The sequence below is a fragment of the Citrobacter sp. MGH104 genome (genome assembly GCF_001034485.1).
Classification (GTDB): Bacteria; Pseudomonadota; Gammaproteobacteria; order Enterobacterales; family Enterobacteriaceae; genus Citrobacter; species Citrobacter freundii.
The window spans coordinates 1733976-1755202 of sequence record NZ_KQ089818.1 but is presented as its reverse complement, the minus strand read 5'-3'; the positions used below and the strand labels follow the sequence as shown (position 1 = coordinate 1755202).

Here is a 21227-nt window from a genome sequence, read left to right as displayed (position 1 = left end):
TAAATATAATTTCACTGAATATATTATGTTTTTACGATATGGCTAAAAATGAAAATGGTACTACTGATGTCACTTTTATTGTGGGTATATAAATATTGATGAAGTGTATTATTCTACAAAATCTAATTTTTATTGTTTTCTGGATAGTATGAGTGAGGTATTTTAAGGACAATGTTTATTATTGCTTAGTGTGATCTCGTCGACAGAGTTTTATTTTTTATAACTGTTTTAGCTATTGGCATAGCTGCTGGTTTATATGATCGAAATCATATATTTGTTTCTGAAATATGCCACTATAGGGGTATGTCAGAATAAGTTTATGTAAAATTTTAACGTTAAATGTTTAATGATGTTAAATGTTAAGGGTAAAAGAATGTTTATTGCCTGGTATTGGATCGTATTAATTGCACTCGTTGCATTGGGTTATTATTGCCATATGAAGCGTTATTGTCGGGCATTCCGACAAGACAGAGACGCATTGCTTGAGGCGCGAAACAAACTCTTCCGACGTTCTGGTGAAGATAACAGCGTGATTAAGGAACAGGAATAGTCCTTCACGTTCTGCTATGGATGAGCGGATGCTGTAAAATAGCAGGGTGGCATCCGCCCTCTGGATTATCCGACTCCCATGGACTGGAGGATGACGAGACTTAACCCCATCACCGACATTCCGCACAGAACCCCATAGCTGGGATTATTATTTGGGTCGATCTCTTTTGCCAGTGGCATCAATTCATCGACTGACAGCGCCACCATAATACCCGCGACTGCCGCCATTATTGCCGCCATCACCACAGGCGAGATGAGACTCCCCAGAATTAACCACGCCAGTACGCCGCCCAGTATTTCTGCCATGCCCGAGATCCCGGCCCAGAATATCGCCGTACGTTTGGAGCCCGTTGCTGCATAGACCGGACCTGCAACGGCTAATCCTTCTGGAATATTGTGTAATGCGACGGCAAGCGCAATACCAAAGCCCAGCTCGAGGTTGCTGCTGGCGGTAACAAACGTCGCAATCCCTTCCGGAAAATTGTGCAGGCTGATGCCGAGCGTTAATAAAATCGCGGTGCGTTTAATGGATCCGGGTAGAGGCTGCGTTGTTTTTTGTACCAGATCCTGAGGGTGCGCGTGCGGCAATAGACGGTCCAGGCCAAAGTAGCCCAGCAAGCCGACGATAAACATTCCGTAGCCTAGCACTGGCGACATGCCTTCAGCGGCCAGCGCAGCAGGTAGCATTTCCATTAGAGAGATCAGTAGCATAATCCCGGCAGCGAAGCCTAAAGAAAAGGCGAGAACGCGGTTGGAAGGCTTTTGCCCTAACACGCCGAGAAATGCGCCGATAAACGTGGCGGCACCTGCCAGTAAAGTCAGAAGTAAAGGTACTGACATCGACAAATAAAACTCCTTATCAATCTGCTTTCCGGACTGGATCGTCAAAATAACTGATGATCTTCATCATGGTTATCTGAGTTCTTCATCAACCGAATAAGCGTATTGTAATGGTATCAAAATGACTCCCTCAGTAAGGATATCATCATGTCTTCAACTCGTATGCCAGCATTGTTTTTGGGCCACGGTAGCCCGATGAATGTTCTGGAAGATAACGTTTATACCCGTGCCTGGCAGCAACTGGGGGAAACGTTGCCGCGTCCGAAAGCCATTGTGGTGGTCTCGGCGCACTGGTTCACCCGTGGAACGGGTGTGACAGCGATGGAAGCGCCTAAAACGATCCACGATTTCGGCGGTTTTCCGCAAGCGCTGTATGACACCCATTACCCAGCGCCAGGTTCGCCTGAACTGGCGCAGCACCTGGTTGATTTACTTGCTCCTGTACCCGTCGCGTTAGACAAAGAGGCGTGGGGTTTTGACCACGGTTCCTGGGGCGTACTGATCAAGATGTACCCGAATGCCGACATCCCGATGGTGCAGTTAAGCATCGATAGTACAAAACCGGCGGCCTGGCATTTTGAGATGGGCCGCAAGCTGGCGGCACTGCGTGATGAGGGTATTATGCTGGTGGCCAGTGGTAACGTGGTGCATAACCTGCGTACTGCGCGTTGGCACGGTGAGAACACGCCATATCCGTGGGCAACCTCATTCAATGATTATGTTAAGGCTAACCTGACCTGGCAGGGACCGGTTGAGCAGCACCCGCTGGTGAACTATCTCGATCATGAAGGTGGATCGTTGTCGAACCCGACGCCAGATCACTATCTGCCGCTGCTGTATGTTCTCGGGGCATGGGATGGTAAAGAGTCTGTTACGATCCCTGTAGATGGTATCGAGATGGGAAGTTTAAGTATGTTGTCGGTGCAGGTTGGGTTATGAACGCCCGATGGCGCTACGCTTATCGGGCATTAAGTTCGTGCCGTAGGCCGGGTAAGGCGGAGCCGCCACCCGGCACTCTCAATCATTCGACAAAAATATGCGGATAGAAACGTGACAGATCCTGCGTGATCAACGCGCGGTCTTCACGAATGCCGATCCCTGCGGGTTGATCGTTGATCAGCCAACTGCCAATCAGCATATAGCTGTCGCCAAACTTCGGTAGCTGATGGAACTGCTGCACGATCATGCCTTCTTCACCGTACGGTCCTTCCACCGCTTCGATCGTTTTACCGTTCTCAACGATCGACACGTTAGCGCCTTCACGCGAGAAGATCGGTTTGACAACGAATTTATCCATCTGTGGGTAGTCGTCTTCGGCGAAATACGCTGGCAGCAGGTTCGGATGATTCGGGAACATTTCCCATAACAGCGGTAACAGTGCTTTGTTGGAAATAATGCTCTTCCAGGCGGGTTCCAGCCAGCGAACGCCAGCATCTTCCAGCTTGGTGGAGAACATTTCACGCAGCATGAATTCCCACGGATAGAGCTTGAACAGGTTAGCGATCACCTGATCCTGCATATCGGTGAATTGGCCTTTTTCACCAAGACCAATATCTTCTACATAGAGGAATTCTGTAGCGATCTCAGCTTCGGCCGCGCAATCCTGCAGATACTGGATCGTACCGCGATCTTCCACCGTATCACGACAGCAGGTCAGATGTAGCAGTTGAAAACCATACCGTTCACGCAGCTCGGTGAAACGCTCGATAAGCTTTTCCTGCAGACTGTTGAACTGATCGCTGCCTTCCGGCAGGTTGCCCGCATTGAGCTGATCTTCCAGCCAGATCCACTGGAAAAACGCGGCTTCGTACAGCGAGGTTGGCGTATCAGCGTTGTTTTCCAGCAGTTTGGGTTCACCGGTTCCATCCCACGCCAGATCGAGACGTGAATAGAGCGACGGTTGCTGTGTCAGCCAGGACTGGCGGACAAAACCCCAGGTATGCTTCGGAATGCGAAACTTGGTCATCAGCTCATCGCTGGCAATGACCTTTTCCACCACTTTGAGGCACATTTGATGCAGCTCTGCGGTGACCTCTTCCAGCTTTTCAACCTGAGCAAGGGTGAGTTTGTAGTACGCGTCTTCACACCAGTACGGCTCGCCGTACATAGTGTGAAAATTAAAACCGTATTCGGTGGCTTTATCGCGCCAGTCCGGGCGCTCAACAATACTGACTCTTTCCATGACGATCAGCCACCCATTGAACGTGTGGTGGTGCCGCTTGCGCTACGCTGCATGGTGCTCTGTTTGGCCACAGACTCACCAAATCCGCCGCGGGTTACGGTAGAGGTGGTGGCTGGTTTCGGTGCCATAGCGGTTTTCGGTACGGTCATGGTGCGACCCGGCGTTGCTGCGCCGTAGTTTTTACCGCTGGCATCTGTGTATTTGCCGTAAGCCGGGCTGGCCGGGTTTTTCGAGCTAAACAGCGGTTGCTGAGCGCCCATTCCGCCACCCATCAGTCGGCCCATCATGTAGCCTGCCATCAGTGGCATCCAGAAGCTGCCGCTGCTTTGATTCTGCGCCTGAGCCTGACCTTCACCGGTCGGCGCCATACCTGCTTGCGCAGGAGCCTGCTGGCACTGGCCTTCGCCGAATTCAGCGATACAGTCTTCACGAGTGGCGTATTTTGGTGCGGTACGTTCAGCTTCTTTCAGCGCATTGTTAAACGCGGTAGTACATTCGGCGCTTTTACCTGGATTCGCTGCAGAGCAATCGTCAGCGTTCTGATAAAGCGAAACCGTTTCGTCACTCTTTTCACAGCCCGCGAGCATAAACACTGCGGTAACTGCCAGGGCGACAGGAGTCAGATGGCGCGCGCTCCAGCTTTTGCGGAACGAGGCGTGATGTATCGATTTTGTCCGTTTCATTTTTGTCTTCCAGGACCCAGTGGTAAACACAGTAAATAATGCTCAGGATAGAGGATGACTGGTCGAAATTGAAGCGGGAAGAGGCGAGAATGCGCAGGAAGGGGCGGATCTTTACGTTGTCTTACGTTCAGACGGGGCCGAAGCCCCGTCATCAGCATCAGTTACGGAACGGGTTGTTGCCGTTGCTGCTGGTTGAACGTGCTGCTGTCGGCTGAGCCGCAGGCAAATTGCCAGTGCCGTTAAAGTCATTCACTGCGGCATCTTGTTGTGGATTTTGCGGCGCTACGGTATCCGGTGTTGTGGATACCGGTTTACCCAGCGTATTGTTCAGTGCCACCAAATCCTGCTCGTTCAGCGTGCCGAGCGCAGATTTGACGTTTAACTGATTGATAAGATAGGTATAACGCGCATTTGCCAGTTGCTGCTTGGCATTGTATAGCGTGGTGGTGGCATCCAACACATCCACAATGGTACGTGTACCTACGGAATAACCGGCTTCCATCGCATCCAATGAGCTTTGAGCAGAGACAACCGCTTGTTTGTACGCGTTAATGCTACTAATAGAAGCATTAATGTTGTTGAATGAAGAACGAACGGTCTGCACCACGCTACGGTGTGCGCTTTCCAGTTGTTCACTCGCGCCAACAAAGTTGTACTGCGCTTGTTTCACCTGTGAGTTAACCATCCCGCCCTGGTACAGCGGCAGCGAGAAGCTCAGACCGATTTTGTTCTGGCCCATGTTGCTGTCGTCATACTGATTACCCGTAGTACCACCATGAGTTTTCGACCCGCTGTAGGAGGTGTCAGACACGCCTGTAGATGCGGTCAGGTCCAGCGTTGGCAGATGACCGTCCTGTGCCTGACGAATCTGCTCACGCGCCAGATCCTGGCTTAAACGCGCCTGCAATAAAGTCAGGTTGCGGTTTTCCGCTTCTTTCAGTAGCGCATTCACCGCCTGCGGTTTGTTGGTTTTGAAACCATCAACGTTCAGCGAAGCCAGTTCCGGGTAATAGTTACCGGTCACCTGACGCAGCTGTTCTACCGCGTTATCCAGATTGTTACGCGCGGTCACTTCGTTCGCCAGCACGGTGTCGTATTGTGAACGGGCGTTCTGCACGTCAGTGATGGCGACCAGACCAACGTTAAAACGCTGAGTGGTCTGATCTAACTGACGATAAACCGCATCTTTCTGTGCCTGGGTGTAAGACAGCACATCAATCGCGTTCAGTACGTTAAAATAGGCCGTAGCGGTATTCAGGATCAGCGTTTGCTGATCGGTCTGATACGTTACGTCCTGGATGCCCGCTGATTTTTCTTGCAGCGTCAGGGCACGCCATTTAGACATGTCGAACAGCGTCTGAGTCAATTGTAATGACGCGCTGGTGGCGTTGGAGTTGACGCCGTTTGCATCACGGTAGCCATTGCTGTAGGTGTAATCGGCACCTAAACCCAGTTGCGGCAGTAATGGACTACGCGCTTCGTTAATTTTTTCGAATGCAGCATCGCGATCGGCGGCGGATTTACGCAATTCCGGGTTGCTCAGGCGTGCTTGCTGATAAACCTGCATCAGGTTTTCTGCCTGGCTCAAAGTACTGAACCCCGACAGGCTCAGGCCGATAAGGATGGGGAGCAATTTCTTCATTTGCATTCCTTGTTGTGAAGCAGTATTTAGCGCTGATCAAATTGTAAAAATATTTGCTGATTCTAGCAGAATCCGCCACTGCAAAAAGTTGGCGTTACGTGCCATACGGCGTTAATTTGCATCAATTTAACACAAGGGCGTTCAAACATCAGTCAAACGACCTTGAAATTCACATTTTAATCACTATTGGTTTCAGGACAGCACAATGCGTAAACCAGACAACTTGCCAATGACTTTCACTAAAAATGATGTAGAAATTATTGCACGAGAAACGCTATACCGCGGTTTTTTTTCACTGGATCTTTATCGGTTCCGCCATCGCTTGTTTAACGGTGGTATGAGCGGTGAGGTAAAGCGCGAAATTTTTGAGCGCGGACACGCGGCAGTCTTGCTACCCTTTGACCCTGAGCGGGACGAAGTTGTACTGGTCGAGCAGATCCGTATCGCGGCGTTTGATACCAGCGAAAGCCCGTGGCTACTGGAAATGGTAGCCGGAATGATCGAAGAGGGCGAAACTGTTGAAGATGTGGCCCGTCGTGAAGCGATGGAAGAAGCCGGACTGGACGTTAAACGTACGAAACCCGTTCTGAGCTATCTGGCAAGCCCTGGCGGCACCAGTGAGCGCCTGTCTATTTTAGTTGGCGAAGTGGACGCTACGACCGCGAGCGGAATTCATGGTCTGGCTGATGAAAACGAAGATATTCGTGTTCATGTGGTGAGCCGGGAGCAGGCTTATCAATGGGTAGAAGAGGGGAAAATCGACAACGCGGCTTCTGTCATCGCCTTGCAATGGTTACAGCTGCACTATCAAGAGTTAAAAACTGAGTGGAAAAAATGAAGCGTTACACACCTGACTTCCCTGAAATGATGCGCCTGTGCGAAACCAACTATTCGCAATTGCGCCGCCTGCTGCCACGTAAAGATGCAGCCGGTGAAACAGTGAGCTATCAGGTAGCAAACGCACAATATCGGTTAACGATCGTTGAATCGACCCGATACACTACGCTTGTCGCGATCGAACAAACGGCGCCGGCCGTCACATACTGGAGCCTGCCGTCATTGACCGTGCGCCTGTATCATGACGCGAGGGTGGCTGAAGTGTGTTCAAGTCAGCAGATCTTTCGCTTCAAAGCGCGGTATGATTATCCAAATAAAAAGTTGCATCAACGCGACGAAAAGCATCAAATTAATCAGTTTCTGGCCGACTGGCTACGGTACTGTTTAGCACATGGAGCGATGGCGATTCCGGTTTATTAGCGTCGTGAAACCTAAGGACACCATTTGGAAAGCCTGTTAACCCTTCCTTTGGCTGGTGAGGCCAGAGTCAGGATCTTACAAATTACAGACACTCACCTGTTTGCCGAAAAGCATGAAACGCTGCTGGGTGTGAATACCTGGGACAGTTATCAATCCGTACTGGATGCCATACATGCAGAGTCGCCTGAGTACGATCTGATCGTCGCGACGGGGGATTTGGCGCAGGATCAATCCGCTGCGGCCTATCAGCATTTTGCTGAGGGCATCGCAAGCTTTCGTGCGCCCTGCGTTTGGCTACCGGGCAATCACGATTTTCAGCCGGCAATGTACAGCGCGCTGCAGGACGCGGGAATTTCCCCTGCCAAGCGTGTTTTCATCGGTGAGCAGTGGCAAATATTGTTGCTCGACAGCCAGGTGTTCGGCGTTCCCCACGGTGAATTAAGTGAATTCCAGCTCGAATGGCTGGAGCGTAAACTTGCTGATGCACCAGAGCGTAATACCTTGCTGCTTCTGCATCATCATCCTCTGCCTGCGGGTTGTAGCTGGCTCGATCAGCATAGCCTGCGCAATGCCGCTGAGCTGGATAACGTGCTGGTGAATTATCCACGCGTGAAGTATCTGCTGTGCGGGCATATTCATCAGGAACTGGATCTGGACTGGAACGGACGCCGCCTGCTGGCGACGCCATCGACCTGCGTGCAGTTTAAGCCGCACTGTTCCAACTTCACATTGGATACCATCAGCCCCGGCTGGCGGACGCTGGAGCTTTTTGCTGACGGGACGTTGCAGACTCAGGTACGTCGTCTGCAGGGTAATCGGTTCCACCCTGATACCGCTTCAGAAGGCTACTGATGTCTACGCTTCTCTATCTTCACGGATTTAATAGCTCTCCTCGTTCGGCGAAGGCGTGTTTGCTGAAAAACTGGTTGGCGGAGCACCATCCGCACGTTGAGATGATCGTACCGCAGTTACCGCCGTATCCGGCCCAGGCCGCAGAGATGCTGGAATCGATCATTCTTGAACATGGCGGAGAGTCGTTGGGGATTGTCGGCTCCTCATTAGGTGGTTATTACGCCACCTGGCTGTCGCAATGTTTTATGCTGCCGGCAGTGGTGGTGAACCCTGCTGTACGGCCTTATGAACTGCTGGTCGACTATCTCGGTCAAAACGAGAACCCCTACACGGGGCAGCAATATGTGCTAGAGTCACGCCATATTTACGATCTTAAAGTCATGCAGATTGACCCGCTGGAAGCGCCGGATTTGATCTGGCTGCTCCAACAAACGGGCGATGAAGTGTTGGACTACCGCCAGGCGGTGGCGTATTACGCCTCCTGCCGTCAGACAGTTATTGAGGGCGGAAACCACGCATTCACGGGCTTCGAAGATTATTTCAACCCGATTGTCGATTTCCTTGGACTGCACAGTTTCTGACGATCAATTCGAATTGCTTATTTAAACCATGACGCAAACTTATAACGCTGATGCCATTGAGGTACTCACTGGGCTTGAGCCGGTACGCCGTCGCCCTGGGATGTACACCGATACGACCCGTCCGAACCATCTTGGACAGGAAGTGATTGATAACAGTGTGGATGAAGCACTGGCGGGCCACGCGAAACGCGTGGACGTGATCTTACATGCCGACCAGTCTCTGGAAGTCATTGATGACGGACGCGGCATGCCAGTAGACATTCACCCTGAAGAGGGCGTTCCGGCGGTTGAGCTGATCCTCTGTCGTCTGCACGCGGGCGGCAAGTTCTCCAACAAGAACTACCAGTTCTCCGGTGGTCTGCACGGTGTGGGGATCTCCGTTGTTAACGCCCTGTCCAAACGTGTGGAAGTGAACGTACGCCGCGATGGGCAGGTATACAACATCGCGTTTGAGAATGGCGATAAAGTGCAGGATTTACAGGTTGTCGGTACCTGCGGCAAACGCAATACCGGGACCAGCGTGCACTTCTGGCCGGATGAAAGCTTCTTTGACAGCCCGCGTTTTTCTGTTTCGCGCTTAACGCACGTACTGAAAGCCAAAGCGGTACTGTGCCCGGGCGTTGAAATCACCTTCAAGGATGAGGTCAACAACAGCGAACAGCGCTGGTGCTACCAGGATGGTCTGAATGACTATCTGAGCGAAGCGGTGAATGGCCTACCGACGCTGCCGGAAAAACCGTTTATCGGTAATTTCAGCGGTGAGACGGAGACGGTGGACTGGGCGCTGCTCTGGCTGCCGGAAGGCGGTGAGCTGCTGACCGAAAGCTATGTGAACCTGATCCCAACTATGCAGGGCGGGACGCACGTCAACGGTCTGCGTCAGGGTCTGCTGGATGCGATGCGCGAGTTCTGCGAATACCGCAATATTTTGCCGCGCGGCGTGAAGCTGTCGGCGGAAGATATCTGGGATCGCTGTGCTTACGTGCTGTCGGTAAAAATGCAGGATCCGCAGTTTGCCGGACAAACCAAAGAACGCCTCTCTTCGCGTCAGTGTGCGGCGTTTGTTTCTGGCGTGGTGAAAGATGCCTTCAGCCTGTGGCTGAACCAGAACGTACAGTCAGCCGAACTGCTGGCTGAGATGGCGATTTCCAGCGCCCAGCGTCGTCTGCGTGCGGCGAAAAAAGTGGTGCGTAAAAAGCTGACCAGCGGTCCGGCGCTGCCGGGTAAACTGGCGGACTGTACTGCACAGGATCTTAACCGCACCGAACTGTTTCTCGTCGAAGGTGACTCCGCAGGTGGTTCCGCCAAGCAGGCGCGCGATCGTGAATATCAGGCGATCATGCCGCTCAAAGGTAAGATCCTCAATACCTGGGAAGTCTCTTCTGATGAAGTTCTGGCGTCTCAGGAAGTGCACGATATTTCGGTAGCGATCGGTATCGATCCGGACAGCGACGATCTGAGCCAGTTGCGTTACGGTAAGATCTGTATCCTGGCGGATGCGGACTCCGATGGTCTGCACATCGCCACGCTGCTGTGCGCACTGTTTGTGAAACACTTCCGCACGCTGGTGAAACACGGTCACGTGTACGTGGCGCTGCCGCCGTTATACCGTATCGACCTCGGTAAAGAGGTGTATTACGCGCTGACGGAAGAAGAGAAAGCGGGCGTACTGGAGCAGTTAAAGCGCAAGAAAGGTAAGCCGAACGTGCAGCGCTTTAAAGGACTGGGTGAAATGAACCCGATGCAGCTTCGTGAAACCACGCTGGATCCGAACACCCGTCGCCTGGTGCAGCTCATTATCGATGATGAAGACGATCAGCGCACCAACGCAATGATGGATATGCTGCTGGCCAAGAAGCGTTCTGAAGACCGTCGTAACTGGTTGCAAGAGAAAGGCGACCTGGCGGATCTCGAAGGCTAATTGACCGTTGAATGCCGGAAAAGCAACGTGCTTTCCGGCGTTATTGTTTATGCCGCTTGCGATACTGCAACGGCGTCTCGCCAATGCCTTTACCGAAGGCGCTGATGAAGTATGTTACCTCTGAAAATCCCACCTTTTGGGCAATCTCCCGCACGCTGATTTCACTGTGTAACAGCGCTTCACAGGCTTTGCGTAACCGCAGCGTATTGAGATAGTCGAGAATGCTCTCGCCCGTTTCCATCTGGAAGCGGCGGGATACATAGCTTTTTGATTTATTCAGTTCCTGCGCCAGCGCTGCCAGACTAAATTTGTGAGTGTAATGTTCATCCAGCCAGAACATCACCTGACTGGCAATTCCGCTGCTAATTTCCGGCATATTGCCATTATCGTCGGGTAACAGGCTGAATAAATTGACTAACAGACAGGCAACCTGCTCAGTGCTCAGCGGTTTTTGAGCGGCCATTTTTTCATAACGGCTGAAGAGAAAATCAACATGTGGATGAACATCCGCCGCGTCGACGACCCATGCTTCACTGCCGCGAATGCTCAGATTTTGCAGATGCTGTTGAGTATGAGGCAAGTCGCGCAGCACCTTCAGTACCGCATGTTGATCGAGATGAATAATGGTACGTCGATAACCATCCCGCGCCTGCTCATCGACCCAGATCTTGTGTAGGGTAAACGGCGGGAAAAAGAACATTCGTCCCGGTCGCATGGTGTATTGCTTATGGTCAACCGTAACCACGCCAAAGCCTTCTTCCACATACAGCACTTCCAGACACTGATGCCAGTGGTGATAACGCACCGTATTGGCGAATAAACGGCTGAACGACGCAACCGCATCATTAAGGGCGATCAGCTCCAGACGTTCTTGTGGTGAGGATAAAGTCATAGTGCAATAAATTTAAATTTTTGCCGCCGAATGGTAATTTATAAACCCTATTTTTAAATTTTCTCAATCACTGTTTTACTTTAATTCTGGTGCTGTGATTGACGTAACATTTCTGCTGCTCTGCGATTCACTATTCTTTAGCCACTTAATTCAGAGGGGCAGATTATGTGGTCAGCAACTGAAGAAAAATCAAATCCATTGTCATCACGCGAAGACGTAACGTGTGCGGTTAACGCCATTTTACGTGCGCTGGATCGGCAGTTTCCGGCGGGACAGGCTCAGTTTTCTCTTGGCAATACCTGTGCTCACTACAGCGCGGATATTGCCTGTATGGAAGGGCTTTCCCGGGCGTTATGGGGGCTATTTCCTCTGATGGCAGGCGGGGCTAAAGTGCCGTTTGCCGAAAAGTACATTCAGGCGATAAAACTCGGTACTGACCCACAAAGCCCACATTACTGGGGAGACACCGGTCCTTACGATCAGCGTCTGGTTGAGATGGCTGCTTATGGCCTGGGTCTGGCATTGTTACAGACGCAATTAACGCAGCATTTCTCCCTGAGCGAACGCGAGAATCTGCACCGCTGGCTGAATCAGATAACCGACTCGCAAATGCCGGACAGCAACTGGAACTACTTTGCGATTATCGTTCAGCTTGGTTTCAAGCGTGCAGGTCTGCCTTACGATCAGGCAGCTATCGATCGCCGCTTTGAGCTGATGGAAGCCTACTATCTTGGTGACGGTTGGTATTCCGATGGTCCCGGTCGACCGAAAGATTACTACATCTCAATGGCTTTTCACTTCTACGGCCTGTTGTATGCCACCCTCAGCCCGGATGACACCGAACGCGCTGTCGTTCTGCGTGAACGTTCGCGCTTGTTTGCCGAAGATTTTATTTACCTGTCCGCCGCTGACGGCGCATCGGTGCCGTTTGGCCGCAGCCTGACCTACCGCTTTGCCATGGTTGCCTTCTGGAGCGCGGTGGCGTTTGCCGAACTGGATGTTCTTTCGCCAGGCATAATCAAAGGGGTGATCCTGCGTCATTTGCGCTGGTGGCAGAAGCAGCCGATTTTCGATCGTGATGGCATTCTGACGCTGGGGTTTGCCTACCCGAATCTGGCGATGTGTGAAGACTACAACTCGCCGGGATCGCCTTATTGGGCATTGAAGGTTTTTTTGATTCTTGCACTGCCGGAGGATCATCCATTCTGGCAGGCTGAAGAGCTGGCGCTACCGCAACTGGTTGAAAAACGTGTTATCCCCCATGCTGCGCAGATCCTGCAGCATAGTGAGCATTCTGAGCATGTCATGATGTTGACCTCAGGCCAGCTTGAACTGAACAACTACGTTAATACCGAAGCCAAATACACCAAATTTGCCTACTCCAGCCGCTTTGGTTTCACCATTGAGCGCGGCCGTTACGGCATCAAACATGCAGCCTGTGACTCTATGCTGCTGTTGGCGGACGGCGATGGCTACTATCGTGGCCGTCGTCAGTGCGACGAGGTTCGGGTCGATGAGAATTTTATCTGGTCCCGCTGGGCTCCCTGGCATGACGTGATGATTGAGACCTGGCTTGTCCCGTTTGGCGAATGGCATCTTCGCCTGCACCGTATTAACAGTGCGCGAACGCTGCAAACGGTGGAAGGGGGATTTGCGGTGATGAAAGCCGAGCCTCGGTTATGTGAGTGTGGATGCCTCCTTGCGGCATGCAACGGAACCAGCGTTATCGTTGATCTGTCGCCGTCCATAGTTCGCCAGCCAGACAGCGTGGTCACGCCGCCGAACAGTAGCATCATGTTCCCTGAATGTGCGTCGATTCCTGTGTTGACCAGCGAAATCCCGCAGGGCGAAAGCTGGCTTTGCTGCGCCGTGAGTGCTAGCGGGCAGCAAAGACAGTACTCAGCCGTTCCGCAGCTATCCATCAACAATAACCAGGTTGTTATTCAGCAACCTGAAAGTGCACGCCAGTTGTCGTTCTTTTTATAGCGAGGGTGGTATGAAAAATAATTCAACGGGAAATCGGACTGAATATTATAAAATAAGCAGTTTTATATTCCTTTATTTCTTTACCTGGTCCGCAAGTATTGGTTTGTTGGCTATCTGGTTGGGGCAAAAAGCGCAGTTGAGCGGTACAGTGATTGGCACCGTATTTGCTGTGAATGGTATTTTCTCGGTTATTCTGAAGCCTATTTATGGTTATATCCTCGATAAAATAGGTATGAGCAAATATCTGCTCTATTTCGTCGTAGTGATGTCAGCGTTAATGGCACCGTTTTTTATTTATGTCTATCAGCCATTATTACTCTCCAATACCATGCTGGGTATTATAGTTGGCGCGATTTACTTGAGCTTTGCGTGGTATGCCGGGGTGGCGGCCTGTGAATCTTATTCTGACCGCTACAGCCGTCTGAACGGCATGGAGTTTGGGCAGATCCGTATGTGGGGGTCGCTTGGCTGGGCGGTGGCGTCATCGTTCTCTGGCCTGCTGTTTAACCTCTCACCGGCCTATAACTTTATGCTCGGCAGCCTGACGTCAGTGGTGATGCTGGTTGTTCTGGTGAGTCTGAAAGTCAATGTCAATGCGGCCAACGCCTCGGAGGTGATAACTAAAGAGAAAATCTCCCCGACGGATGTTTACGCCCTGCTGCGTAATCGCAAATTTTGGGCATTCTGCCTGTACGTTGCGGGCGTGGCGTGGATGATGTTTATCGCGGAGCAGCAGTTCTCCCGCTACTTCGTCACTTTCTTTGCCGATGTACATGAAGGGAACGCCGTCTTTGGTTATCTGGGCACCGTGCAGTCGGGAATGGAATTTGTCATGTACATGGTCATTCCGCTATTCGTCAATTATATTGGCGCGAAGCGTGGTCTGCTGATTGTTGGGGCGCTGGTGGGCGCGCGATTGGTGATATCTGGGCTATGTGACTCTCATTTATTAATTTCTGTGCTGAAGCCGCTATACGGCCTGGAGATCTGTTTATTACTGGTTTCCGTCTTCAAATATATTGCCGAGCATTTTGATAAACGTGTCAATGCGACCATGTATTTACTGGGTTATCAGGCGATGCTGTATGTCGGTAACGTGGTGGTTTCCTCTCCTGCCGGATTAATGTACGACCGGATAGGCTTTGAGAAGACATATATCATTATGGGCATTGTGGCGCTGACCTTTACATTGATATCGGCATTTACTTTATCAGCCTGTCAGAGCAAACGTGGCAAAAATATCGCTCTCGATATTGCTGAAAATACCCCTGCAAAATAATTTACGTCATAAGGAACCGAAATATGTTAAATCATATCGTTGAGGAATCGTTGCGCGTATTTCCTGGCAGTCCGGTTAATCCCGGCAGTTTTCAGGATCAAATAAGTTGCGCCCGAGAAGATGTCCTCGAATTGATTAGCCGTCATTTAACGGAATTCGGTGAACAATTTCCTGCCGAAACCTGTGTGCAAGGTTATTACCCACTGACAGAGAATGTGGAATGGACGACCAGCTTCTGGACCGGGCAGTTATGGCTGGCGTGGGAAATGAGTGGTGAGAGCAAATTTCGTGAGATGGCGGAGAAGCATGTGCGTTCGTTTGGTCTGCGTATTGCCGGACGCCACGATACCAACACCCACGACCTGGGATTCCTCTACACGCTTTCCTGTGTGGCGGCCTGGCGATTGACCGGCAATCGCGATGCTCGAGGTTTTTCCCTGATGGCGGCAGAAGCGCTGTTGGAGCGTTTTCATGAAAAGGCGCAGATCATCCAGGCGTGGGGCGATCTTCGCGATCCCGATCAGGCAGGACGGATGATCATTGACTGCAATATGAATCTGCCGCTGCTGTACTGGGCTAGCGAGCAAACGGGCGATCCGCGTTTTGCGAATGCGGCGAAGGCCCACGTTGCGCAGGCAGCCAAATATCTGATCCGCCAGGATGCGTCGACCTTCCACACCTACTATATGGACGTGCAAACCGGCGCACCGCGTTACGGTAATACGCAGCAGGGCTATGCTGATGATTCTTGCTGGTCGCGTGGGCAGGCATGGGGGATTTATGGTTTTCTGCTGAGCTATATTTACACTGGCGATACACAAATGGTGCAGCTGTCGAAAAAGCTGGCCAACTACTTTCTTAATCGCTTGCCGGAAGATGCCGTTTGCCACTGGGATCTGGCATTAGTCGGAACCGATGCGCTGCGCGATTCATCTTCGGCGGCGATTGCCGTCTGTGGTCTGCTGGAGCTGATTAAACATCTGCCGGTGACCGATCCGGATCGTGAGCGCTATCAGCAGTGGGCGATGGGGATCATGTCTTCGCTGACCAGGTATTATCTGATGGGCAAAGATGAGCAGGGGAACGGGCTACTGAAACACTCGGTGTATCACCTGTCGAGCAACAAAGGGGTCGATGAGTGTGCAAGCTGGGGGGATTACTTCTACGTTGAAGCGTTAATGCGCTTCACTCAGAGCTGGAAGCTGTACTGGTAATGAGTGTCCGGTGGCGCTGCGGTTGAATGCCGGATGGTGGCCTGAATGCCTCATCCGGCAAATCGACAACCTTAAATACCCGACTCCAGAATACGAATATTCATGTCCAGCACGTCACCTTTTACGGCTTCGCTGTAGGCTTTCATATGCGGGGTCTGCAAATGCGCTTCAAGATGCGCGATGCTTTCCCACTGCTCAACCATCACGATTGAATCTGGCGCTGTGGTCTGAAAACTCACACCTGCGGCATGATCCACCATCGGCGCATAGCCGTGGCAGCCTTCTTCTTTCAGTACGGTCGGAACGATTTTAGCAAACTGATCCAGTACCGCCTGGCGGTGATGTTGACCTGGACGTGTACGGATTTCTGCAATAACGGTAAGCATGGTTAACTCCTTCTAATTCCAGGTTACCAGTTAACCAAAAATTTCGGTCAGATGCTTGCGATATTCTGCGATATAACGCGGGACGTCCGGCATTTTAATCACGTCATTGGTGATAAAGGTCGGCAGCGCTTCCATTCCCAGGAACTGGTTTGCTTTATGGAACGGGAGATAGACGCCATCAACACCAACGCCATGGAAGAACTGGTCTTTTTCAGTGAAGGCTTCCATCGGTGCGTTCCAGGTCAGGGACAGCATGTATTTTTTGCCCTGAATCAGCCCGCCGGAGCCATATTTTTTAGAGGCATCTGAACGTGTGCGGCCATCGCTGGCGTACAGCGTGCCGTGACCTTCGGTAAACACGTCATCGATGTATTTTTTCACGGTCCACGGTGCGCCCATCCACCAGCCTGGCATCTGCCAGATAACCGCATCGGCCCAGACGAAATTCTGCACTTCTGTTTTTACGTCATAATCGCTGTCCGCGCGTACGACTTTAACATCATGCCCGAGGTCGCGCAGGATACCGTCCGCGACCTCGGTCAGGGTGTCATTCAGTTGGCCATTAGAATGGCCGAATTTTTTCGCCCCGTTGATAATCAGAATGTTGCTCATTTTGTGTCCTCAAGGAAATACGTTTGAGGACGATTTTACCCCCACCAGCGGTGCGGTGAAATTAGCAAAATGTGCAAAGTCTTTTGCGTTTATAGCAATAATTTTTTGCGAGCCAAGAGTGATTAGCTGAGTATAAGGCTAAATGAATTCTGAAATGTGTGTAACTGATAGGGGAAGAGATTTTTTATCCTAGTGAAGGAATAAAATGCTGTGGCTAGTTTTCCAAAAACATCAATATACTGAGGGATAACAATGGCCAATATTATATATGCGACTGTTACCGGTGAAAAGCAGGGCATGATTTCTGCTGGTTGTGGAACATCTGCTTCTATTGGTAATAAATACCAAATAAATCACACTGATGAAATTTTTGTCCTGCAATTCGATCATTCTATTAGTCGAGAGCATAATGTTTTACATCATCCTGTGAAATTTTATAAACCGATAGATAAGTCATCACCCTTGTTAAGTGCTGCGATATCTGAAAATGAAAAATTATCGGTTGTATTTGACTTTTATAGAACCGCCTCCGGTGGTGGTATTGAAAGATTTTACTCTATTGAGTTACAGGAAGTTTATTTGTCTAACATCTCATCCTGCTATCCTCATGCGCTAACTCATGTTGGTAATCAACCAGAGGAAATTGTTATGCTGAGTTATAAAAATATTACATGGAAACATCTTATTGCCGGTACTGAATCATATAGCTTATGGGATGAAAGGATTTTTTGACAATGAAAACTGATTTTGTGTTGAAAAACCGTTTCTGTACTATCCCACAGACAAAATTTCGGAAATGGGATGAAATTGATGTTTTATTTTGGAAGTTGGGTAGAAATGATGCGCGTGGTCGTTCAGGAGTTTTTTATTTGAATGCCTATAAAGATGCATATGTACAATACAACAGAGATAAAATCATTAATCATGCTAATGCTGCGGGGATACGCTCTGACCTGCTTGGTGCAGTAGCATGGATTGAATCAGGAGGAATGCCTGAAAATTTTAAATTTCAAGTTTTTGAAGCTAAAAGAATGATCGGGTTGGCGAATAAGCCTATAGATAAAACATCATTTGGTTCGGTAGCAGCACAGATACGCGTTGCGGCTGTTACATTTGGTCTTGATCCTTCGGAACTGACTACCAGGGATCAGTTGGAGTTAGCAACTTGTCTCATGGAGGATGATTTTAACTTGCGTGTTACAGCAAATTATTTGAGAGATCTTATTCTCTATGATTATCCTGATGTAGCAACACTTTATATGACCGATGAGCAATACATAATGGCAGGTGTGAGGTATAATCGGGGAGTTCAAAGGCGTTTAGACGATTTCATCCGATTAATAAGAAATCTACCCAAACGAGGTACAGAAGACTATAACTATATATCCTATGGTATGAGATTGCTGGAAATAAGAGAACATATCAGAACATTACTTAGAGAGTAATTATATATGTTAAAAGAAAAAATAATATCCATACTTGAAGTGTTTATATACATAGTCCTTGCATATTGGTTAACCGACACATTTTTTGCCTTCAATAAATACAGTTGGATGCTTGAACTGGATGACTCAATTTGTAGTATACCTGTCGTGTCAAACGATAACCGCAGTTTGCAGGCTGCCGTTGCAGCCTTTTTTTTGCTTACACCGCTTATCATTATCCTCATCAGAAAACTCTATGTCCGAAGAATGTTTGATTTCTGGTTATCTTGTCTCGCGATAGCCACCTGCCTTTTCTTCGGCTGGTGGCTTTTTTGGGGGCGTTATTTAAATTGCCACTAAGTCTGGTCTACCAACTGATCTTAGCTTCAAACCCGCCTTCCGGTGCGTTGCCAAACGAGGCTGACATTCCATGCAGTGTTGCGATACGGCGGACAATTGACAGGCCGAGACCGCTGCCGGTCACGCTTTGTCCCGGTGGACGATAAAAACGTTCACCGATGTGTGTAAGTACCTCCGGCGCAACGCCAGGACCATTATCTTTGACGCTGAAATTGCGGGCGTTGAGCGTCACTTCCACAATGCTCCCCTGTGGACTGTAGCGAATGGCATTATCCAGCAGATTTCGTACCATCAGGCTCAGCAACAGCGGCTGTCCTGTGCGCATAATATTGTGTGCGTTAATCTGCAAACGTACGTCAATGTGCGCCTGCTGGGCCGGGTGGTAGATATCCATCACCGCGGATTGCAGTAGCTCCTCCAATGAAATTTCCGCCACATCCTGAAGATTATCGAGGGAGTCGAGGCGCGAAAGCGTCAGGAGCTGATCGACCAGTCGGGTGGCGCGTTCAATTCCCGCATGTAGCTGCGCCAGCGCTTTTTCCCGCGTTTGCGGGTCGTCGTCTGACAGTTGCACCACTTCGGTTTGCACCTTCAGCGCGGTCAACGGACTGCGCAGCTCATGGGCGGCATCAGAAGTGAAGCGGCGTTCACGCACCATCATTGAGTGGATGCGGGTAAACAGCTGATTTAGCGATTCAACCAGCGGGCGCACTTCGCTTGGCACACCTTTCGAGTCGAGCGGCTCTTCTGATTCCGGGGCGCGCCAGCGCAGAGCTTGCGCCAGTTTTTTTAGCGGCCTGAGTTCGCGACTCAGCATGACCACCAGGATCAGCAACATCAGCGGCAGCGCAACCAGCCACGGGGTTAATTGTGCAGTAAGGATCGACAGCGCCATATCCTCCCGATATTCCCACTCCTGGCCCACCACAATGCGATATTTCCCATCAGCGGAATTTAGCCACAGGAAGCGCCAGGAATCGCTGTCGCCCCTGAGTTGGCCGTCGCTAAACCCTTCCCGGCTGTAGCTGTAGGGAATATCCTGGCCATTATCGCCATCGTGTAGCACCATTTTGCCGTCGGTGGAGTAGATGGCAAACGCCAGTGCGTCGTCATCAATATGGCCATGCTTCAGTTTCTTTGGCGTGCGGGCCATATTGCTTGAGGTGGTGACATCGCTGATATCCAGCGTGCTAAGCCGCTTGGCGAACAGCATCAGTTGGGTATCAAACAGCTCATCGACATTATCGGTAGTCTGCCTCCAGGCCACAAAACTGGATACGGCCCAGGTGGCTGATGCCAGAATCAGAAAAATAAGCGTTAGCCTGACGCGCAGGCTGAGGCGTTGTGTGAGTTTCATGCGTCACCCAGGGTGTAGCCAATGCCATGCACGGTACGGATAAAGTCGCTGCCGAGCTTACGGCGTAAGTGATGAACGTGGACCTCAACCGCATTGCTGGAGACATTTTCGTCCCAGGTATACAGTTTTTCTTCAATCAGTTTGCGGGGCAGGACGCGACCTTTGTTGCGCATCAGCAGTTCCAGCAGTGCGAACTCTTTAGGTTTGAGTGACAAAGGTTCACCCGCCGCCGTGGCGACCAATGCGCCAGGATCGAGCGTTACCTGGCCATGGCGCAATGTGTTGCTGGCCTGGCCGCTGGCACGACGCACCAGCGCCTCCAGTCTGGCAGCAACTTCGATCAGCGCAAAGGGTTTACACAGATAGTCATCTGCGCCCAGGCGCAGGCCTTCAACGCGTTCCGCCAGCGCGTCGCGAGCGGTCAGAATCAGTACCGGCTCCTGCTTCCCGTTAGCTCGCCATTCTCGCAAAATGTCCCGTCCGTCTATGCCTGGCAGTGTCAGGTCGAGGATTATCGCATCATAAGGTGCGCTGTAGAGTGCTTCTTTCCCCTGGCGGCCTTCGGTAAACCAGTCAATGCTGAAACCCATTTTACTCAGACCTGTTTTCAGGCCATCGCCAATCAACGTGTCATCTTCGATCAGTAAAATACGCATATGTTCTTCCCTGCGATAACTCATTTGCAGTCAGTAAACCTGTGGCTACAGTCTCTGTACAGTAAAAAAAGTATCTTTTTTTGCCTTAAGAAATTGTTAAGGATTAACTTATTTAATAGTCGTAAACCAACATGAAAGGGAGACATGACGATGAAAAAATTAGCTGCAATGGTTGCCGTAATGGCACTGTGTTCCGCACCTGTTCTGGCAGCTCAGCAGGGCGGCTTCTCTGGGCCAACGACAACCACTACGCAGAGCCAAAACGGCGGATTTGTCGGCCCTAACGGTAGCAGCACGACAGTAGAAAGCGCCAAATCACTGCGTGATGACACCTGGGTTACCCTGCGCGGGAACATCGTTGAGCGTATTTCCGACGACCTGTATGTGTTTAAAGATGCGACCGGCACAGTGAATGTGGATATCGACCACAAGCGCTGGAACGGCGTAACCGTCACACCGCAGGATGTGGTTGAAATCCAGGGTGAAGTGGATAAAGACTGGAACTCCGTTGAAATCGACGTGAAACAGATTACCAAAGTTGCTAAGTAATCCCC

General features: G+C 50.6%; 22 protein-coding genes. 13 read left to right on the top strand and 9 right to left on the bottom strand.

Annotated features, from left to right (window positions below):
* Window positions 1-615: 615 nt before the first annotated feature.
* Entirely contained in the window at window positions 616-1389 is a 774-nt protein-coding gene (gene zupT / locus SK34_RS08175) for a zinc transporter ZupT (RefSeq protein WP_048232804.1), read from the bottom strand.
* Window positions 1390-1536: 147 nt separating this feature from the next.
* Between zupT and ygiD the strand changes: the two genes are divergently transcribed.
* Complete coding sequence (gene ygiD, locus SK34_RS08170) at window positions 1537-2328, top strand: 4,5-DOPA-extradiol-dioxygenase (protein WP_048232802.1); 792 nt, start codon at window positions 1537-1539, stop codon at window positions 2326-2328.
* Window positions 2329-2410: 82 nt separating this feature from the next.
* Here ygiD and SK34_RS08165 read toward each other — a convergent pair whose 3' ends face one another.
* The 3 genes from SK34_RS08165 to tolC all read right to left on the bottom strand — a co-directional run bounded on the left by SK34_RS08165 (window position 2411) and on the right by tolC (window position 5896).
* Window positions 2411-3571, bottom strand: coding sequence for a glutathionylspermidine synthase family protein (locus tag SK34_RS08165; RefSeq protein ID WP_048232800.1), 1161 nt, complete (start codon window positions 3569-3571; stop codon window positions 2411-2413).
* A 5-nt stretch (window positions 3572-3576) separates the two neighbouring features.
* Window positions 3577-4254 carry a DUF1190 family protein gene (locus SK34_RS08160; protein WP_003024591.1) on the bottom strand — a complete coding sequence of 226 codons (678 nt, stop codon included), beginning with the start codon at window positions 4252-4254 and terminating at the stop codon, window positions 3577-3579.
* Window positions 4255-4411: 157 nt separating this feature from the next.
* Window positions 4412-5896 (bottom strand): outer membrane channel protein TolC, encoded by a 1485-nt coding sequence (gene tolC, locus SK34_RS08155; protein WP_032937374.1) that lies wholly within the window; start codon window positions 5894-5896, stop codon window positions 4412-4414.
* Between the two features lie 205 nt (window positions 5897-6101).
* Between tolC and nudF the strand changes: the two genes are divergently transcribed.
* Genes nudF through parE form a run of 5 tightly spaced genes read left to right on the top strand, consistent with a single transcriptional unit; the run spans window position 6102 to window position 10507 of the window.
* The gene (nudF, locus tag SK34_RS08150; protein WP_003024585.1) at window positions 6102-6734 is read left to right on the top strand and encodes an ADP-ribose diphosphatase; all 633 of its coding nucleotides are present in this window, start codon (window positions 6102-6104) and stop codon (window positions 6732-6734) included.
* Window positions 6731-7153, top strand: coding sequence for a DUF1249 family protein (locus tag SK34_RS08145; RefSeq protein ID WP_048232799.1), 423 nt, complete (start codon window positions 6731-6733; stop codon window positions 7151-7153). The genes nudF and SK34_RS08145 overlap by 4 nt, the downstream gene beginning before the upstream one ends.
* 24 nt (window positions 7154-7177) lie before the next feature.
* A complete protein-coding gene (gene cpdA, locus SK34_RS08140) occupies window positions 7178-8005 on the top strand; it encodes a 3',5'-cyclic-AMP phosphodiesterase (protein ID WP_003838143.1) in 828 nt (275 codons plus the stop codon).
* Window positions 8005-8586 (top strand): esterase YqiA, encoded by a 582-nt coding sequence (gene yqiA, locus SK34_RS08135; protein WP_003024575.1) that lies wholly within the window; start codon window positions 8005-8007, stop codon window positions 8584-8586. The genes cpdA and yqiA overlap by 1 nt, the downstream gene beginning before the upstream one ends.
* 28 nt (window positions 8587-8614) lie before the next feature.
* On the top strand, window positions 8615-10507 hold the full coding sequence (gene parE / locus SK34_RS08130; RefSeq protein ID WP_003024571.1) for a DNA topoisomerase IV subunit B: 1893 nt from the start codon (window positions 8615-8617) through the stop codon (window positions 10505-10507).
* A 40-nt stretch (window positions 10508-10547) separates the two neighbouring features.
* Here the strand turns inward: parE and SK34_RS08125 are convergent, their stop codons facing one another.
* Window positions 10548-11399, bottom strand: coding sequence for a helix-turn-helix transcriptional regulator (locus tag SK34_RS08125; protein ID WP_046670287.1), 852 nt, complete (start codon window positions 11397-11399; stop codon window positions 10548-10550).
* A 165-nt stretch (window positions 11400-11564) separates the two neighbouring features.
* Here SK34_RS08125 and SK34_RS08120 point away from each other — a divergent pair, with 165 nt between their 5' ends.
* The 3 genes from SK34_RS08120 to SK34_RS08110 are packed head-to-tail and all read left to right on the top strand — an operon-like array spanning window position 11565 to window position 15878.
* Window positions 11565-13385 (top strand): DUF2264 domain-containing protein, encoded by a 1821-nt coding sequence (locus SK34_RS08120; protein ID WP_048232797.1) that lies wholly within the window; start codon window positions 11565-11567, stop codon window positions 13383-13385.
* 10 nt (window positions 13386-13395) lie between these two features.
* Window positions 13396-14664 (top strand): oligosaccharide MFS transporter, encoded by a 1269-nt coding sequence (locus SK34_RS08115; RefSeq protein ID WP_048232794.1) that lies wholly within the window; start codon window positions 13396-13398, stop codon window positions 14662-14664.
* Window positions 14665-14687: 23 nt separating this feature from the next.
* Entirely contained in the window at window positions 14688-15878 is a 1191-nt protein-coding gene (locus SK34_RS08110; RefSeq protein WP_048232792.1) for a glycoside hydrolase family 88 protein, read from the top strand.
* Between the two features lie 71 nt (window positions 15879-15949).
* Here the strand turns inward: SK34_RS08110 and SK34_RS08105 are convergent, their stop codons facing one another.
* Window positions 15950-16264, bottom strand: coding sequence for a putative quinol monooxygenase (locus SK34_RS08105; RefSeq protein ID WP_003024557.1), 315 nt, complete (start codon window positions 16262-16264; stop codon window positions 15950-15952).
* A gap of 30 nt (window positions 16265-16294) precedes the next feature.
* Window positions 16295-16876, bottom strand: coding sequence for an NAD(P)H-dependent oxidoreductase (locus SK34_RS08100; RefSeq protein WP_003838153.1), 582 nt, complete (start codon window positions 16874-16876; stop codon window positions 16295-16297).
* A 252-nt stretch (window positions 16877-17128) separates the two neighbouring features.
* On the opposite strand from SK34_RS08100, the gene SK34_RS24945 reads away from it, so the two are divergent.
* The 3 genes from SK34_RS24945 to SK34_RS08085 are packed head-to-tail and all read left to right on the top strand — an operon-like array spanning window position 17129 to window position 18660.
* Window positions 17129-17608 carry an Hcp family type VI secretion system effector gene (locus SK34_RS24945; protein ID WP_048232791.1) on the top strand — a complete coding sequence of 160 codons (480 nt, stop codon included), beginning with the start codon at window positions 17129-17131 and terminating at the stop codon, window positions 17606-17608.
* Between the two features lie 2 nt (window positions 17609-17610).
* Entirely contained in the window at window positions 17611-18321 is a 711-nt protein-coding gene (locus SK34_RS24940; RefSeq protein WP_048232789.1) for a hypothetical protein, read from the top strand.
* A 6-nt stretch (window positions 18322-18327) separates the two neighbouring features.
* Entirely contained in the window at window positions 18328-18660 is a 333-nt protein-coding gene (locus tag SK34_RS08085) for a DUF2645 family protein (RefSeq protein WP_044713727.1), read from the top strand.
* Between the two features lie 7 nt (window positions 18661-18667).
* On the opposite strand, the gene qseC is transcribed toward SK34_RS08085, so the two are convergent.
* A complete protein-coding gene (qseC, locus tag SK34_RS08080) occupies window positions 18668-20017 on the bottom strand; it encodes a quorum sensing histidine kinase QseC (RefSeq protein ID WP_048232787.1) in 1350 nt (449 codons plus the stop codon).
* Complete coding sequence (gene qseB / locus SK34_RS08075; RefSeq protein ID WP_032937384.1) at window positions 20014-20673, bottom strand: quorum sensing response regulator transcription factor QseB; 660 nt, start codon at window positions 20671-20673, stop codon at window positions 20014-20016. Before qseB ends, qseC begins: the two co-directional genes overlap by 4 nt.
* Window positions 20674-20823: 150 nt before the next feature.
* Between qseB and SK34_RS08070 the strand changes: the two genes are divergently transcribed.
* Window positions 20824-21222: a YgiW/YdeI family stress tolerance OB fold protein gene (locus SK34_RS08070; protein WP_003024544.1), complete on the top strand. Its 399-nt coding sequence runs from the start codon at window positions 20824-20826 to the stop codon at window positions 21220-21222.
* The last annotated feature ends 5 nt before the right edge of the window (window positions 21223-21227 follow it).